12 protein-coding genes are annotated in these 16,193 nt (G+C 32.6%); 5 read left to right on the top strand and 7 right to left on the bottom strand.

Going from position 1 to position 16,193, the window contains the following annotated elements; all coding sequences use genetic code 11:
• Positions 1-51: 51 nt before the first annotated feature.
• The 4 genes from Q0783_RS00815 to Q0783_RS00800 all read right to left on the bottom strand — a co-directional run bounded on the left by Q0783_RS00815 (position 52) and on the right by Q0783_RS00800 (position 8,694).
• Entirely contained in the window at positions 52-3,966 is a 3,915-nt protein-coding gene (locus Q0783_RS00815; protein ID WP_298892506.1) for a caspase family protein, read from the bottom strand.
• A gap of 160 nt (positions 3,967-4,126) precedes the next feature.
• A complete protein-coding gene (accD, locus tag Q0783_RS00810; RefSeq protein ID WP_298892504.1) occupies positions 4,127-4,984 on the bottom strand; it encodes an acetyl-CoA carboxylase, carboxyltransferase subunit beta in 858 nt (285 codons plus the stop codon).
• Positions 4,985-5,020: 36 nt separating this feature from the next.
• The gene (gene fbaA, locus Q0783_RS00805) at positions 5,021-6,088 is read right to left on the bottom strand and encodes a class II fructose-bisphosphate aldolase (RefSeq protein WP_230933973.1); all 1,068 of its coding nucleotides are present in this window, start codon (positions 6,086-6,088) and stop codon (positions 5,021-5,023) included.
• Positions 6,089-6,213: 125 nt separating this feature from the next.
• A complete protein-coding gene (locus Q0783_RS00800) occupies positions 6,214-8,694 on the bottom strand; it encodes a BamA/TamA family outer membrane protein (RefSeq protein WP_298892500.1) in 2,481 nt (826 codons plus the stop codon).
• A 197-nt stretch (positions 8,695-8,891) separates the two neighbouring features.
• On the opposite strand from Q0783_RS00800, the gene Q0783_RS00795 reads away from it, so the two are divergent.
• The gene (locus Q0783_RS00795; RefSeq protein WP_298892498.1) at positions 8,892-9,617 is read left to right on the top strand and encodes an RNA methyltransferase; all 726 of its coding nucleotides are present in this window, start codon (positions 8,892-8,894) and stop codon (positions 9,615-9,617) included.
• Here Q0783_RS00795 and Q0783_RS00790 read toward each other — a convergent pair.
• Positions 9,604-10,317 carry a porin family protein gene (locus tag Q0783_RS00790; RefSeq protein ID WP_298892496.1) on the bottom strand — a complete coding sequence of 238 codons (714 nt, stop codon included), beginning with the start codon at positions 10,315-10,317 and terminating at the stop codon, positions 9,604-9,606. The genes Q0783_RS00795 and Q0783_RS00790 overlap by 14 nt on opposite strands.
• Positions 10,318-10,348: 31 nt before the next feature.
• Positions 10,349-11,080: a bifunctional demethylmenaquinone methyltransferase/2-methoxy-6-polyprenyl-1,4-benzoquinol methylase UbiE gene (ubiE, locus tag Q0783_RS00785; protein WP_298754945.1), complete on the bottom strand. Its 732-nt coding sequence runs from the start codon at positions 11,078-11,080 to the stop codon at positions 10,349-10,351.
• 122 nt (positions 11,081-11,202) lie between these two features.
• On the opposite strand from ubiE, the gene trkA reads away from it, so the two are divergent.
• The 4 genes from trkA to Q0783_RS00765 all read left to right on the top strand — a co-directional run bounded on the left by trkA (position 11,203) and on the right by Q0783_RS00765 (position 14,924).
• Entirely contained in the window at positions 11,203-12,549 is a 1,347-nt protein-coding gene (gene trkA, locus Q0783_RS00780; protein WP_230933968.1) for a Trk system potassium transporter TrkA, read from the top strand.
• Between the two features lie 22 nt (positions 12,550-12,571).
• Positions 12,572-14,065 carry a potassium transporter TrkG gene (locus tag Q0783_RS00775; protein ID WP_298892494.1) on the top strand — a complete coding sequence of 498 codons (1,494 nt, stop codon included), beginning with the start codon at positions 12,572-12,574 and terminating at the stop codon, positions 14,063-14,065.
• 161 nt (positions 14,066-14,226) lie between these two features.
• The gene (locus tag Q0783_RS00770; protein WP_230933966.1) at positions 14,227-14,481 is read left to right on the top strand and encodes a hypothetical protein; all 255 of its coding nucleotides are present in this window, start codon (positions 14,227-14,229) and stop codon (positions 14,479-14,481) included.
• 170 nt (positions 14,482-14,651) lie between these two features.
• Positions 14,652-14,924 (top strand): hypothetical protein, encoded by a 273-nt coding sequence (locus Q0783_RS00765; RefSeq protein ID WP_298892492.1) that lies wholly within the window; start codon positions 14,652-14,654, stop codon positions 14,922-14,924.
• A 77-nt stretch (positions 14,925-15,001) separates the two neighbouring features.
• Here Q0783_RS00765 and Q0783_RS00760 read toward each other — a convergent pair whose 3' ends face one another.
• Positions 15,002-16,186 (bottom strand): pyridoxal phosphate-dependent aminotransferase, encoded by a 1,185-nt coding sequence (locus tag Q0783_RS00760; RefSeq protein ID WP_298892490.1) that lies wholly within the window; start codon positions 16,184-16,186, stop codon positions 15,002-15,004.
• Positions 16,187-16,193 lie beyond the last annotated feature (7 nt).

Here is a 16,193-nt window from a genome sequence, read left to right as displayed (position 1 = left end):
TTTATGTTCTAGAGCTTTTTTTATGAGCGTTTACATATTAAGCAACTAATGTTATTGTTCTCTATGTATTCTAACTTGATTAATGAGATCATCTGTAAAAGCAACGATATCTTCATCTAAGTTATTTTTGTCAAAAACTTGGCAGTATTGTGGGTTTTCATCATCTAAGTTGCATTGCGTTTTATTTAAAGTAATGGGCTTACCGTCTTTAAAAAGCCAATACTTTAGTTTAATAGTATTAGGATTAATTGAAGTGCTTCCATAGAGTCTATATCCTGATTCGGTTACTTTATAATCAAGCTCCCTAAACGTAAAAACACGTGTAGAAGTGTTTTCTAAATTTGAATGTTCTTTTAATAATGTGCTTATTTTTGATTGTATTTCCGAAGCTCGTTGCACAGAATTAAAGGAATTATTATCACCATTAATTTTTGCATTATTCATTAACGGTAATGGACTAGGGAGTTTAAAATTAGCTAAGACATTATCTTTTACAGATCCAATAGCAAAATCAAAATCTTTATTGAAGTCTACAGATGGTTTTTGAATTTGTATGTTAGAGATTTGATTCTCTACAATGTATTTGGCATAACTCAGCCAAGCACCAATATTAACATTATCATCGTCAAAGTCTTTTTCTTTAAGTGCTTTTAATAATCCCCAAGTCAGGAAAGAATGTTGGTATATATCATCTTCATAGGCTTTTTCATCACTTCGAGACGCAGTCATCACTACAGTTCCAGTTTTAGAGTTTAAATCACGTAGTGCTTTTTCTTGTGCGGCTGTTAATTTACCACCATCAGATTTAACTGAGGTTAAGGTGTTATCTTCTATCAGTTTTCCAGAATAACAAGCATCCATAATCAATATTTTCTTCTGAGCATATAAGTTTTCTCCAGAAAGGAAACTCATTAGCTCTGCAGATGAAATCGCGACATCACTGTTAAATTGATTATCAATTTCTATTTCAGAAAAATAATCCTTATTCACATAGTTGAAGTTTTCAGTAATAAAATAAAAGTTGTTATTGCCAATTTGCTTATCCAGTAAGGCATCACCAGTAATACCATGACCACTAAAATAGAGTAAGATCACATCTTGAGCTCTCGCATTATCATTAATATAATTGAGTTCATTTATGATATTGTCTTTAGTTGCTTGAACATTGGTCAAAGACTTAATATATGGATTGTTTTTGTAGAGCTTCTTGTTAATTAAATCAACACAAGTTTCCATATCAGTTGCATCGTCTTCAGCATATTCTAATTTACGATTGTTGTAGTTTTCAATACCTACAAAAAGAGCAAATAGTTTAGCCTCTGGATTGTAAGTCGATGTTTTTACTTGAGCATCTTTAAGAGACGCTTTGTATGTATAATTTAAAATAGGTCCATTGCTCGATATAGTATTTGAGCTATTCGTTGCTCTTACCGATATCATATTGTCGCTAACATAACTATCATTAAACTCATCTAATGAAAGTGTAAAATTTGAAATGCCTTGATCGTTAAAGTCAAGTGGAATTTCCTTTTTATCACTTCCTGCAATTGTAAAAAAAACATTGTTTACACCACCTTCACGTTTGGTAATTGTTCCTGATAAAACTGTATTATCAATTATTTGATAGTCAATAATTGGTGGAAGCTTTTTTATTTCGTTTTGAAGGTTTAATAATTTAGGAAGCGGCTTATCGTTGTATCCAAGTAACACGTTTAGTAAGTCATTGACTTTATATTCTTTTTTAAACTGATCCAACTCAAAAATTTCTTTATCACCATAAACAAAATATAAATTGTCTTTAGCATTCGGACTTTTATCAAACAAACATTCTGGCGTAACTACATACCAATCAGATTCGGAATAGTAATAATAGTCGGCCAATTTTTTTTGTTTAATGAGGTCATAGACTTCAAAATGATTTTCAGATAAGGGCATAAGAAGCACTTTATAATCGTTGTGAAAAGAGGGATAATGGATTTTTTTACTGTAGTCAAAAGGGAAGCGACCTACAATTTTCTTGTCTTTAAGATCTACCAGATATAATAATTCGGAATTGTATATTGAGCTAATCTGAGAATTCCAGAGCATATAACGACTATTGTCTGAAAATCCAATAATAGGTGTGTCTTCATTATTAAAATGTGATGTCCAAAAATCCCTTGATACTTCTAAAGGTATATGGTCAGCAACCAATTTAGGATCCAATTTAATTGTGACGACATTATCTTCACCTAACTTATTATAATGTTCGTATAGTTGAGCATCAGATTTTAGATTATGAACATTTTTATAATGCTTGATAATATCATTAATACGATTGTTCTTTTGGATATATCCAAACTTGTAATTGTTTCTTGGCAATTTTAGTTGGCCACGTCCAAAAGGAGACTCTATATCAATATTAACAATGTTATCCTCTTTAGCGATTAAGTTAATCTGAGTTATATGACTATCATTATCGATAAACTTAAAATTAATTTTTTCCGAGTTATAATCATCGTAGAGTCTATCAATTCTTGTGTGTAAGTTGGGTAGTGGCTTTTCTAGAACAAAAAGCTCATCTTCGCAGTACCATGAATTTTCATAGGAGAATTTAAATTCAAATTCAGTATTTCCAATGTCTTCCTTTGGTCGGTTTGCTGAAATGTTATAAGATAATTTATTCCTAATAAATGAAAATGATCCGTTATTATGAGTTGAATCTAAAAGAATTATTGGTGTATATTCAAAGACATTATTTTTTTCTGAAAAATGAGTAAAATGATCATATAGATAAGTTAAGCCATACCTAGATTTTGTGTTTTGATTTATAGCATAATACAACACGTACGACGCAGAGCGAATCATGTCTTCATCTTCTTCTAAGAAAGTATTATCATCTTCTATAAGATCTTCATAAAACTCATCATATAGATTTTTCAATATACCATCAACACTCAATTTCTGAGTTTTATTTTTAAAGACTAGTATCGAGTCATTTTTTAAACTCTCAATCGAAGGTTTTATATAATAATCGTCATCATAAAATGTTTTATAGCGCTTATGGAAATCAATCAAATGTTCTTCGTTTGGTGGTGAAAAACTATTTAAGTTGTATTTTGATAAACTTTTATTGATGCGATTTTCAATCGCTCTCTGATTATTCAAAATAGAATCGGATAGACTTAGAATGTCGTTGGGTTCATTTATTAAAAGGACATCGTTTAGTTTAAAATTAAGAAGTTGGGTAAACTCTTTAAGAGATTTTAAATCGATAATTTTCAGTCCTTTATTTTCTATGTCTTCTGCCATGATGTATCTCGAATTTGGGTCTAATGCCATATAACGTATGTTATAGTCCATGTTGTCGAGTTCATCATAAGAATAGTTGCAAATCTTGGTCACTTTAATTGATTCATCAAAAAAATAGCCTTGTGTCGCGTATTGATCGAAATAAATGATAGCTTCTTTATAATCATCATTAGCTGAGACTTTTTTCTTGAAAATATAAATGTCTTTATAGGTTTTGTTTTCAGGAATATTTAATCCTGTATTTACTTGTGTAAAATGGTTATAAAGTTCTTTTTTATCGTTGTCATCAAGATCTACACTACTAAAATAAAGATCACGTTCTTCATTGAATTTTTTTGCTTCGTATTCTAAAGTTTTATTATTCCAATCAACTTTTAGTTCATTCCGTTCAAATTCAACATTGTCTTTCTCTAGTTCTTGCAATGGGTTTTTTATAGTTTTTATAAGTCGTCTCAGTTTGACGTTAATAAAATAGCCATATTCTGGTGTGATTACTAGTGCTTCAGACGCGTCGTTAGATACTTGGTTGGCGACAGTCTTCTGAAGTATAGGAAAAGCATTATCGTAATTAAACACATTATAAATTAGCCTTAAACTATCTCTTCTTACAGTAGTTTGAGAGAAGCTGTTAACCGTGAATACTAAACAAAATACAAGTGACAGTATTTTTTTCATGAAATGCTCAGTTAGGTTTTTAATTGAAAGAATATTCTTAAAGTTAAGAAAAAACATTTGTTCTTAAAAGGAGAAGGTGATTAGCTCATTTTTATAAATAAGAAAAGCCTCATAAATTGTACAACTTATGAGGCTTTTCTTGTTTATAATGGTTGAGTTTTTAGGCTCTTACACTTTGATTTGTAATCAAGTCAATATATAAATTCACTTTATTTTTTAAATCTCTACGATGTGTAATGAAATCTAAGAAACCATGTTCTAGTAAAAACTCCGAAGTTTGAAACCCTTCTGGTAATTCTTGGCCAGTAGTATCTTTTACAACTCGAGGCCCTGCAAATCCAATAAGCGCTCCTGGTTCACTAATATTGATGTCTCCTAGCATGGCAAACGATGCTGTAGTACCTCCTGTTGTTGGATCTGTACATAATGAGATATAAGGAATTCCTGCATCTGCTAATTGTGCTAGCTTTACTGATGTTTTAGCTAATTGCATTAGAGATAGTGCAGCTTCCATCATACGTGCTCCTCCAGATTTGGAGATGATCATAAATGGGATTTTTTTCTTAAGTGCATAGTCGGCAGCTCTTGCAATTTTTTCGCCTACAACACTTCCCATAGAACCACCAATAAACGTAAAGTCCATACAAGCAATGACGAGGTCTTTCCCTTTAGATTTTCCAACGGCTGTTTTAACCGCATCTTTTAGGTTCGTTTTTTCTTGAGCAGCTTTTAAGCGATCTGGATATTTTTTTGTGTCTTCAAATTTTAGAGGATCTTTAGACGTTAATCCTGGATCTAATTCTTCAAATTTATTATCATCAAATAAAATTTCGAAGTATTCTTTACTTCCAATTCTTACGTGATATCCATCTTCCGGACTTACATAAAAGTTTTGTTCTAATTCTTTTGTGTCAACAATTTTACCTGTTGGAGATTTGTACCACAGCCCTTTAGGTGTGTCTTTCTTCTCTTCAGTAGAGGTTTGTATTCCCTTATCTTTCCTTTTAAACCAAGACATTAAACAGAGTTTTAATTAGTAGTTAGTGATGCAAAGTTATAAAGTATTTACATTATTAAGGTCTTCAAATGCCTTTTTTAAGCGTTCCACAAATGCATTTTCTCCTTTTCTTAGCCAAACTCTTGGGTCATAATGCTTTTTATTTGGTACATCATCACCATCTGGATTTCCAATTTGAGCTTTAAGATATTCAGCTTTTTCTCCCATATAATCACGAACTCCGCTCATAAATGCATATTGCATATCAGTATCAATATTCATTTTAATAACACCATATCCTATAGCTTCTCTAATTTCTTCAACTGTAGAACCCGATCCACCATGAAATACAAAATCAATATGGTTATGAGGTAAATTATGCTTTTGAGATAAGAATTCTTGAGAGTTTTTAAGGATTTTAGGCGTTAGTTTTACATTTCCCGGTTTGTAAACACCATGAACATTTCCGAAGGCAGCAGCAACTGTGAATTGATCACTTACTTTACTTAATTCTTCATAAGCATAAGCCACTTCTTCTGGTTGTGTGTATAATTTAGAATCATCAACATCTGTATTGTCTACACCATCTTCTTCTCCTCCTGTGATTCCTAATTCGATTTCTAGCGTCATTCCCATTTTACTCATACGTTCGAGGTACGTTTTGCAAATCTCAATATTCTCTTCTATCGGTTCTTCAGAAAGGTCAATCATGTGAGAACTATATAATGGTTTCCCAGTCTCTTTAAAGTGTTGTTCACTGGCATCAAGTAAACCATCTATCCATGGTAACAATTTTTTTGCACAATGATCTGTATGTAAAATGACAGGAACACCATAGGCTTCTGCCATTAAATGCACATGTTTTGCACCAGCAACTGATCCAGCAATTGCTGCCTTTTGATCTTCGTTACTTAGTCCTTTACCTGCATTAAATTGCGCTCCACCATTAGAAAATTGAATAATTACTGGCGCATTAAGTGCTTTAGCAGTTTCTAGAACGCCATTTATTGTATTAGATCCAATAACGTTTACAGCTGGCAAGGCAAATCCTTTTTCTTTTGCGAGATTGAAAATATCTTGTACTTCACGTCCAGTTGCAACTCCGGCTTTTATGTTGTGACTCATGTTAGTTTTTTAGTTGAAAATTAAAAGTCAAAAATACATAAAATTTGACTAATATTTCAGGATTTTAAGACTTTGACGTAAGTAAAACTTACGCAAACGTTATCGTTTCTGAAGAAAAAAAGAGACTAAAAAGGATAGTTGACACCAATATTGTAAACGGCATTGCTAAAGTTGTAATTTTTAAACCAACGATTGCCTAATTCTCTAGATGGATCATAAGTTTTAAAACCAATGTCACCTCTAAGTACGAAGAAGCCAAAATCATATCTAATACCAAATCCAGAACCTATGGCGATGTCTTTTAAAGAGTCAAACCCATCAAAGGTAGCCTTCTCATCTTCGACATTATCAAATACGTTCCATATGTTTCCAGCATCAATAAAAACGGCTCCATTAAAACGCCCTAAGAGGTTAAAACGCTGTTCGGCACTAAGCGTAATTTTCATATTAGCTTCGTTAAACTCGTTAGTAGAGAATGAACTTCCTGGACCTAAGTTATAGGCCGTCCATGCACGAACATCATTTGGACCACCTGCAAAGAAACTTTCTGCAAATGGTATACTATTTGAATTTCCGTAAGGTATAGCAATACCAAAATAAGTTCGAATTGCAAACTCATTTTTTCGACCAAGATCCCAATGCTTAACATAATCAATTTCGGTTTTAACATATTGCGAAAATGGCACACCAAATAATTCATATCTTCCATCGGCATTTCTTGGCAGATTAAATGCTTTTGATAAATTAGATAATAAATTTCCTGCTAATTCTAGTCGAAAACGTACGATTGAAAAATCATTGTCAAATAAATTTTCTCTACGATTTTTCACGTAGTTAAAGCTAGATGAGAAAATAAGGTTGTCTTCTGTAAGTCGGTTTTTTCGTTGATTGATATTATTAACATCTATAAAATCACTATCACCAGGCACAAGTGAAGTGCTATTGCCTAAAACATCACCTATAAATGTATCAGCAGGAGAAAAATCGTTAGGTATTAACGGGTTTTCTAAACTTTCGTCATCTGCTATATAGCCAATTCCTCGAGCAATAGAATTAAGTCGGTCAAAAGATGTCGTATATACACCAAAATAATTTCCAGTATTAAGGTTTTTTACAAACTGAACATTGAAAAGATCAAGATTATTAGTCACTTTTCGCGAAGGATACCAGTTGTAGTTTACGGTTCCGGTAAATGCTTGTTTGTCTAATCCAATATTGGTTTGACTTGTAGCGCTTAATGTTATTCTACTGCTTGGCGACATGTACTTTGGAATGATCTTTTCGGTATTGAACGGAAGGAAAAATCGAGGAATATTTAACCGTAAATTGCCACCAAGTTCATTAATATCAAAAAACTGATCTTTTGTATCTGAGGCATCTCGAGATGAACCTATTGAGCCTAAAGCTGAAATCTCTAAAGTTTCGGCACCTCTAAAAATATTTCTAATAAGTAATCCTGTACTAAATGCAAAGCCTACAGTTTGAATATTACTTTGCGAAATTTCAAAACTGTTGGTCATTTCAAACTTTTTCCTCGGAACTAAATAAACATTAGCAACCAGCGTCGTGTCGGTTTCATTTGGGATATAGTCAATTCTTGGATACCTGAAGGCTTGTAGTTGACTTAAATAACGATAGGTTCGCGTTCGATCAATATCTTTGAATACTTCGCCTTTATTAATAAAAATGGCATCTGTAATGGCTTTTGGTCTGTAGTTTAGTTTGTCAAAACTATATAAATTATAGTCTTTAAATTGTACCGAATCTGTAATGGTAGAATCTCGATTTTCGTTTTTAAAATCAGTGTAGATATTAACCTCTTTAATTTTATAAATCTTGAATGGTACACGTGTAATTGAGTCTTCACTTCTAACAGCTCTGTCTGCAATTATTAGATCGGTTTTTATTTTTTTATCGTTACTAATCGTATCAATGTCAAAGGTAATATAGTCTTGACCAAAATGATAAAAACCTGAATTTCTTAGTTGTTCAGTTAATCGATCTCGTTCGGCTGCAAAATTTGCCTCATCATATTGTTGCCCTTTTTTTATCAATGACCCTTGCTTTAATCTAGAATTATACAAAGAATCTATTATTGGTGTTTTTATGTTTTGGTGGATAGAATCTAATACATAAGGGTCTCCAGTATTGACTTTATAAGTAACTCTAGCACGTTGATTACTGTCTTTTTCGGTCTCGAAAGACGTTTCAACATTAAACCAACCTTTACTAAAGTAATATTTCCTTAATGCATTAGCTGTTTTTTCGGCTCTAGCTTCATCATATATTGCTGGTGCTTCTCCTGTCTTTTTAAGCCAATTGTTGAAATTCTTTTTTGATTTAATAAAGGCCTCATATTGCTTTAATGATAACAAATTCTTTAAACCAGTTCTTGGGTTATCTGGATTTCTATACTTAGCATTTAATATGGAGTCTATATTGGGTCTCGCTAAATTATAAATATGAACACGTAATGGAATGCCTAGCAAGGTGCCATTTGGTTTTTGATAGAGCAAATTAGAGATGGTCTCGGAAGTATTCTTTTTGTCATTAACCAAAACGGTATTGTTCGTCAATAAATGCTCATTCTTTTCTACACGCTTCATTATATTACACGAAAAGGTCGTGCATATTAATACATAGATTAATATCTTGGAAAGGTCAAATCTCAAAAAAGAAAGTGTTTGCATTTAAGTTCTATCCAAATTTACAGTTTTATTGTGGTCTAATCATAACAAATAATAGACCAAAAAAGTATTACTTTGTATTTTAGTTAAAACAACACAAAAGTAAATACATTTTAATGCTAACAAAGAATCACATAAAATTAATTGCGAGCCTAGGCCAAAAAAAGTTTAGAATCCAGCATCAATTATTTGTGGTTGAAGGTATAAAAGGTATTCAAGAGTTTTTGAATTCTCGTTTTGAGTTATACCAATTGTTTTCAACAGAAGCTATTTTTAATGCAGAAACAGTTTTAATTTCTGAAAAAGATCTTCTAAGGATAAGTAGCTTGAAAACACCTAATACAGCTGTTGCTGTTTTTAGGATTCCAAAGCAAAATGAAATAGTTTATAACGGATTAATTTTGGCTTTAGATGATGTGAGAGACCCAGGAAATCTTGGAACGATTATTAGGCTTTGCGATTGGTTTGGAATTAAAGATCTGATATGTAGTAAGGCTACTGTAGATTGCTATAATTCAAAAGTGGTACAAGCCACTATGGGTTCCTTAACTCGTGTGAATGTTCAATATACAGACCTTAACGACTTTATAAAGAGTACAAAAACTGAAGTCTTTGGTACCTTTATGGATGGTGATACTATTTACAATGAAACATTATCAGATACTGGTATTATCATTATGGGCAACGAAGCTAATGGTATTTCAGAAGCAATAGGAAAACAAGTAACAAAGCGATTGAGTATTCCAAGATTTGGAAACTTGCAAGCTACAGAAAGCTTAAACGTAGCAACTGCCACTGCAGTTGTATTGAGTGAGTTTAAAAGAATGTCTACTGAAAAGTAAAATTTAAGAAGACTCCTCTAGTTTTCATAGTCCTAATATTACTTGTCCAAGGGCTATCAGGATCTTCATCTCTAATCAATTCATCATTGAGTGCAAATACACCACGTATGGAAGGTGTAAATTTAAACCATTGATTATAGAAATCGATACCAATACCTAACTCATAAAATAAAACATTCTTCTTGGTTCTAAATTGACCAGCAGCATTGTCATCAGGATTTTCTTCATTACTCGATAGATTTAATGCCATAGAAAATCCACCTATAACAAAAGGTTTAAAGTTATTTAAACGTTTGGTGGAGACTTTTAATAATAAAGGGAAATGAACATAGGTAGACTTTACCTCACGCAATAAATCGGAATCTGTTGATTCAATACCATTGAAATAACTCGGATCATATTGTATGTTTCTTGTAGTAATAAACAGCCCTGGTTCAAATCTAAGATCCAGATGATTATTAAGTCTTAGGTTAGATACAAGGCCTACACTGAAACCTAAATTAGTTTCAACTAGAATCTCTTTAAGATCTCTCTCGTAATTAAATTGATAATCGTAACTGTTGAGCCCAAGATAAAATCCCCATGACAGTCTTTTTTTATCAAAATTCTCAATATTTTTTATTTTTTCCCTACTAAATAACTGTGCAGAAACACTCTGCGATACAATAAGTAGGGTTAAAAGGATAAGTATTTTCTTCATAAATATCACGGTAATGACATGTCAACCACAATTAAGCTTTGGATGCGACATAAATTGTTGCAACTCCTAAAGTTTGAGGTTTGTCTTGCACGTTAATAAACCCAATTTTACGTAAAATATTGTTTAAAACCTCACCATATGGAAAAACAGATGCAGATTCGCTTAAATAAGTGTAAGCAGATCGGTCTTTAGAGAAGAGTTTTCCTATGGTTGGTAAAATGTATTTAGTGTAGAATTTATAACCTTGTTTAAACGGTGTTTTTGTTGGAACTGATGTTTCTAATATCACAAATGTTCCGTTTGGTTTTAATACTCTTAAAATTTCAGCAAGTCCTTTTTCTAAAGTTTCAAAATTTCGAACACCAAAAGCTACCGTTATTGCATCAAAGCTATTATCTTCAAAAGGTAAATTTTCAGAATCACCAATTACCATTGTAATAAGGTTGTCTAAATCTTTACTTTTTATTTTTTGTCGTCCTACCTCTAACATCCCATCGCTAATATCTAAACCTATAATCTCTTTTGCATTAGTTTTTGCAAGATTTATGGCTAGGTCTCCAGTACCAGTAGCAATATCTAAAACGCGTTCAGGGTGTCCTTGAGATACAATATCTACGACTTTATTACGCCATTTAATATCAATACCAAAAGAAATCACACGATTTAAACCATCGTATTCTTTTGAGATATTATCAAACATTTGAGTGACTTGTTGCTTTTTATTCAAATCACTATCCTTATATGGAGTAACTTTTGAGGACATTCTTTTTTTTTGCAAATATACTTAAAACTAATAGCTTTAAATAATTTGACGCTTACTTTTAAGAGTCTCTCAATCACATAATAATGTAGTATATTTGTATGTTTTTTTGAATAAACATATCCATGAAAATAATTATTGCAGGTGCAGGAGAAGTTGGATTTCATTTGGCTAAACTATTGTCGTATGAGTCTCAGGAGATTACTTTAATAGATACAAATAAAAATAGTTTGGCATATGCTAATGATCACTTAGATATTAGAGTGATTAAAGGTGATGTGACCTCTATAGCTATTTTAAATGAAGCCAGAATTAATACGTCTGAGCTATTTATTGCTGTAACCTCTTCTGAAACAACCAATATTACAGCTTGTGTTCTTGCTAAAGAGCTAGGAGCAAAGCAAACGATAGCTAGAATTTCTAATTCTGAATTTTTAGATCAAACAGAAGTTGGGTTTACAAAGTTTGGAATAGACGAATTGATCTCACCAGAAACATTAGCTGCTGCCGAAATAGAACTGCTACTTAATCAATATGGCTTTAATGATACTTACGAGTTTGAAGACGGTAAATTAACAATGTTGAGTTTACGTTTGTCGCGAACTGCAAGTTTTGTAGGTAAAACAGTTAGAGAAGCTGCACAAGTTTTTCCAGAATTGCATTTTGTCCCTATTGCTATTCAACGTTTTGGAACGCAATATACTATTATACCACGAGGCGATACAGAATTTAAAGAAGGTGATAAAGTTGTTTTTATGACCTCTAAAGGAGGCGATGAAGAATTGTTTGAACTTTCAGGAAAAGTAAAAACAGAACTTAAAAACATCATGATATTAGGTGGTAGTAAAATTGGGTACAAAACGGCTAGAGATCTTTGTGAAAGTAAATTTAAGGTAAAATTGATCGAAAGCGATAAAGAAGTTGCTTTTGAATGTGCCGATGACTTACCCAATGCACTAGTTATTAATGGTGATGGAAGGAATGTTGAGCTCCTTGAAGAAGAGAACATTACAGAAATGGATGCATTTATCTCGGTGACAGGAAACTCCGAAACGAATATTATGTCTTGCTTAGTAGCCAAATCTAAGGGCGTGAAAAAAACGATTGCTTTAGTAGAGAATATGGATTATTACCAGTTATCTCAGTCTATAGGTATTGATACCTTGATTAATAAAAAGCTTTTGGCAGCCAATAATATCTTTAGATATATTAGGCGAGGAGAAGTTTTAGCAATGACCAAATTGAGTAATATGAATGCCGAGTTATTAGAGTTTGAAGTGACTTCAAAATCTAAGATCACTCAAAAAGTTATTAAGGAATTAGATTTTCCTCGTTCGGCAATTATAGGAGGCGTAATTAGAAATGATATTGGGATTATTCCTTTAGGAGATTTTCAAATTGAGGTAGGAGATAAGGTTGTTGTATGTTGCTTACCTAGATCCATAACTAAGGTCGAAAGATTCTTTTTCTAATATCTATTCATAGTATAAGTCCATGAAACTCAACTATAAAATCATCTTTCATTTTTTCGGATTACTATGTCTCTTTAATGGTGGCTTTATGCTGTTATCAACACTCATCAGTTTAATTTATAAAGATGGAGTTACTCTTGATCTGTTTGCTGCTGGAATTATAGTGTTGATACTTGGAGGAATCTCTATGTATCTCACCAAAAATCATAAAAAAGAGCTTAATAAAAGAGATGGCTATATCGTTGTTGCCTTTGGGTGGATTGTCATGGCATTAACAGGAACGTTACCCTATTTAATTACAGGTTCAATACCGAGTTTTACCAATGCATTTTTTGAGACCATGTCTGGTTATACAACTACTGGAGCTAGTATTTTAAATGATATTGAGTCAATTCCAAAAGGTGTGTTGTTCTGGAGGAGTATGACGCATTGGATAGGAGGTATGGGAATTATTGTTCTTGCAATCGCTATCCTACCTTTATTGGGCATTGGAGGAATGCAGTTATTTGCTGCTGAAGCTCCTGGACCAAATGCAGATAAGCTTCATCCTCGAATTACAGATACTGCTAAACGATTATGGCTCATTTATTTTGGGTATACGGCAGCAGAAACGATTTTACTTCAAGTGGCTGGAATGTCATTTTTTGATGCGATAAATCATTCGTTGTCTACTTTATCTACAGGTGGGTTTTCGACAAAAAATAGTAGTATTGCCCATTGGAATGGTCAGCCAATCATTCAATATATTATCATGGCATTTATGTTTTTGGCAGGAACAAATTTTATCTTAAGTTACTTTGCATTTAAAGGACGTGTTCAAAAAGTAATACGTGATGAAGAGTTTAAACTCTACTTTAAGTTTATTGCTTTGTTTACAATCATAGCTGCGTTTATTATTTATTTTAGAGCCGATTTTTCTATATCCTCAATAGAACATCCGATGGTTTTAGGTAAGGCCGAAGCTTCGATTAGACATGGACTATTTCAAGTTTTAGCTATTGTTACTACTACAGGGTTTGTTACTGCAGATTATACGTTGTGGACACCATTTTTAGTGGTTTTCTTTTTTGGGTTGATGTTTTTAGGTGGATCAGCAGGCAGTACCTCTGGTGGAGTGAAAGTTGTTCGTCATATGCTAATGATCAAAAATGGATTTTTAGAATTCAAACGAGCCCTTCATCCTAATGCGATCTTACCAGTTCGCTATAATAAAAAGTCCGTGTCTGGTGATATTGTATTCAATATTCTGGGCTTTTTTATTCTTTATATGCTCTCTTTTATTATTGGTGCTTTGGTGTTTTCGATGTTTCAAATAGATTTTGAATCGGCTATTGGTCTCTCAGCATCTAGTTTGGGAAATGTCGGACCTGCATTAGGTGATTTTGGACCAGTAAATAACTATGCTGAATTACCAAATTTAGGTAAATGGTGGTCGGCATTTTTAATGCTTATTGGGCGTCTTGAATTGTTCACTGTTTTAATATTATTGACTCCTTTTTTCTGGCGAAATAGATAAATTTTTCAAAAATTTTTAAAAATATTTTTTATTCTGAAATATTAATATTTATAGGTATTTCGGGAATTTTATGTTGGTTTTAAAGGGGTTACGAAAGACTATTGTTGTAACAAATATGAAAGATCTACGTCTTATTGGTATAATCAATTAAATTAATCATCATGGAATTAGTATTAACATCAGAAAAATTAGAGCCTTCGCCCAAACGTAGATTAAAGACAGAATTTGTTAGACCTGAAGGTTTATTAAATTCAAATTATAAGTCGGTTGTAAAATGTAATTTAAGCAACTCAAAATCAACTTCTATTTTTGGTATTAAGCAACGTGTAAAAAGCAGACAATATCAATTTACTTCAAGTATCGATACCCTTTTAAAACTGTCTGTTTTTGTAACAGTATTAGCTTTTATCTTATAAGCTACTGTCAATAGACCTTTTTAACTGGTACGATTGAGTTCTCTCTCAAAACTATCTTTTATATTATTAACTATACAATTTTGATATGTCGATTCATATCGAAAGGTATACTATACTTCAATTTTAACGGTTGAACTTCTGAACTCGTTTCAGAAATAAATAAAGATATTATGGGAATCTCATCAATGAATGCTGTTTTGAGAAACAATAGAAATCTATTAAGACAAAAGAAGAGAAAGCCACTTAAAGATTTTGTTGGAGGATACAAAACGGTTAGCACTTATAAAGTTTATGTCCTGCCAGAAGTGCCACCACATGTGTTGCGACGTATTAGAATTAAGACTAGAAGACAAAATAGACGTTTGCTCATCAAACAATTAATAATAGGTGTTCTAGTTAGCTCTGTCATTTTGTATTGGTTTTATAGATTCCAATATGGATAATCAAAATAAATCAAACAAAAAGCCCTATTTAGTAATTTACTAAATAGGGCTTTTTATTTTTAAATTTGACAGTTTAGCTAGCTAACCGCTTCTTTAATTCGCCTTATTGCTTCAATAATTTGATCTTGAGATGCTGCATAAGAAATTCGTATGCAATTTGGGTTTCCAAAGGCAATCCCAGTAACTGTAGCTACATTGGCATGTTCTAATAGAAATAAAGAAAAATCTGTAGCGTTTTCTATATGTTTTCCTTTTAATGTTGATCCAAAGAAGTGCGATATGTCTGGAAATACATAAAAAGCACCTTCAGGAACATTGGTTTTAAAACCTTCTAGATCATTTAGTAAGCTTAAAATAAGTTCACGTCTTACCTTAAATTCATCAATCATGTATTGAACACGATCAGGCGATTCATTAAGCGCAGTGATTACGGCACGTTGTGCGATGCAATTAGCGCCACTGGTCACTTGACCTTGCATTTTGTTGCAGGCTCTGGCTATGCTTTCTGGAGCACCAATATAACCAATTCGCCATCCCGTCATTGCAAAAGCTTTAGAGACACCATTTACAGTGACAGTTCTATCAAACATATCGTCAAATTGAGCCATGCTTTCATGTCCACCAATAAAATTGATATGTTCATAGATTTCATCAGAAACTACAATGATATTAGGATGTTTTTGTAACACATCAGCTATAGCTCTAAGTTCAGCTTTACTATATACAGAACCACTAGGGTTACACGGAGAACTGTACCAAATCATTTTCGTTTTTGGCGTGATTGCAGCTTCTAATTGCTGAGGTGTTAGCTTAAAATCGTTGTCTATTGATGTTTTAACTTCTACTGGAATACCTTCATTGAGTTTTACGATATCGCTATAACTTACCCAGTATGGACAAGGTAAGATTACTTCGTCGCCTTTATTGAGTAAAACGGCCGCAATGTTAGCTAGTGCTTGTTTAGCTCCAGTAGAAACAACAATTTGTGATGGCTTGTAATTAAGGTTATTATCTCTTTTGAATTTAGTGATAATGGCATCTTTTAATTCTGCGTAGCCATCAACAGGAGTGTAAGAATTATAATTATCATTGACAGCTTGAATTGCTGCTTCCTTTATGAAATCTGGCGTATTAAAATCTGGCTCACCCAGACTCAAACCAATAATATCTTTTCCTTCTGCTTTTAGTTCTCTCGCTTTAGCTGCCATAGCAAGTGTGGCAGATGTTGCCATATTGAGAACTCTATCTGAAAGTTGTGTCATTTAAAAT

Origin of the sequence: uncultured Psychroserpens sp. (assembly GCF_947500255.1) — a bacterium.
In the GTDB taxonomy this organism is placed as follows: domain Bacteria; phylum Bacteroidota; class Bacteroidia; order Flavobacteriales; family Flavobacteriaceae; genus Psychroserpens.
The sequence above is the reverse complement of the archived record's forward strand: the minus strand, read 5'-3'. Positions and strand labels throughout refer to the sequence as shown.

Excerpts from the sequence above, each read along its gene's own strand:
- Q0783_RS00815 (WP_298892506.1), bottom strand. The coding sequence starts at position 3,966 with ATGAAAAAAATACTGTCACTTGTATTTTGTTTAGTATTCACGGTTAAC.
- accD (WP_298892504.1), bottom strand. The coding sequence starts at position 4,984 with ATGTCTTGGTTTAAAAGGAAAGATAAGGGAATACAAACCTCTACTGAA.
- fbaA (WP_230933973.1), bottom strand. The coding sequence starts at position 6,088 with ATGAGTCACAACATAAAAGCCGGAGTTGCAACTGGACGTGAAGTACAA.
- Q0783_RS00800 (WP_298892500.1), bottom strand. The coding sequence starts at position 8,694 with ATGAAGCGTGTAGAAAAGAATGAGCATTTATTGACGAACAATACCGTT.
- Q0783_RS00795 (WP_298892498.1), top strand. The coding sequence starts at position 8,892 with ATGCTAACAAAGAATCACATAAAATTAATTGCGAGCCTAGGCCAAAAA.
- Q0783_RS00790 (WP_298892496.1), bottom strand. The coding sequence starts at position 10,317 with ATGAAGAAAATACTTATCCTTTTAACCCTACTTATTGTATCGCAGAGT.
- ubiE (WP_298754945.1), bottom strand. The coding sequence starts at position 11,080 with ATGTCCTCAAAAGTTACTCCATATAAGGATAGTGATTTGAATAAAAAG.
- trkA (WP_230933968.1), top strand. The coding sequence starts at position 11,203 with ATGAAAATAATTATTGCAGGTGCAGGAGAAGTTGGATTTCATTTGGCT.
- Q0783_RS00775 (WP_298892494.1), top strand. The coding sequence starts at position 12,572 with ATGAAACTCAACTATAAAATCATCTTTCATTTTTTCGGATTACTATGT.
- Q0783_RS00770 (WP_230933966.1), top strand. The coding sequence starts at position 14,227 with ATGGAATTAGTATTAACATCAGAAAAATTAGAGCCTTCGCCCAAACGT.
- Q0783_RS00765 (WP_298892492.1), top strand. The coding sequence starts at position 14,652 with ATGGGAATCTCATCAATGAATGCTGTTTTGAGAAACAATAGAAATCTA.
- Q0783_RS00760 (WP_298892490.1), bottom strand. The coding sequence starts at position 16,186 with ATGACACAACTTTCAGATAGAGTTCTCAATATGGCAACATCTGCCACA.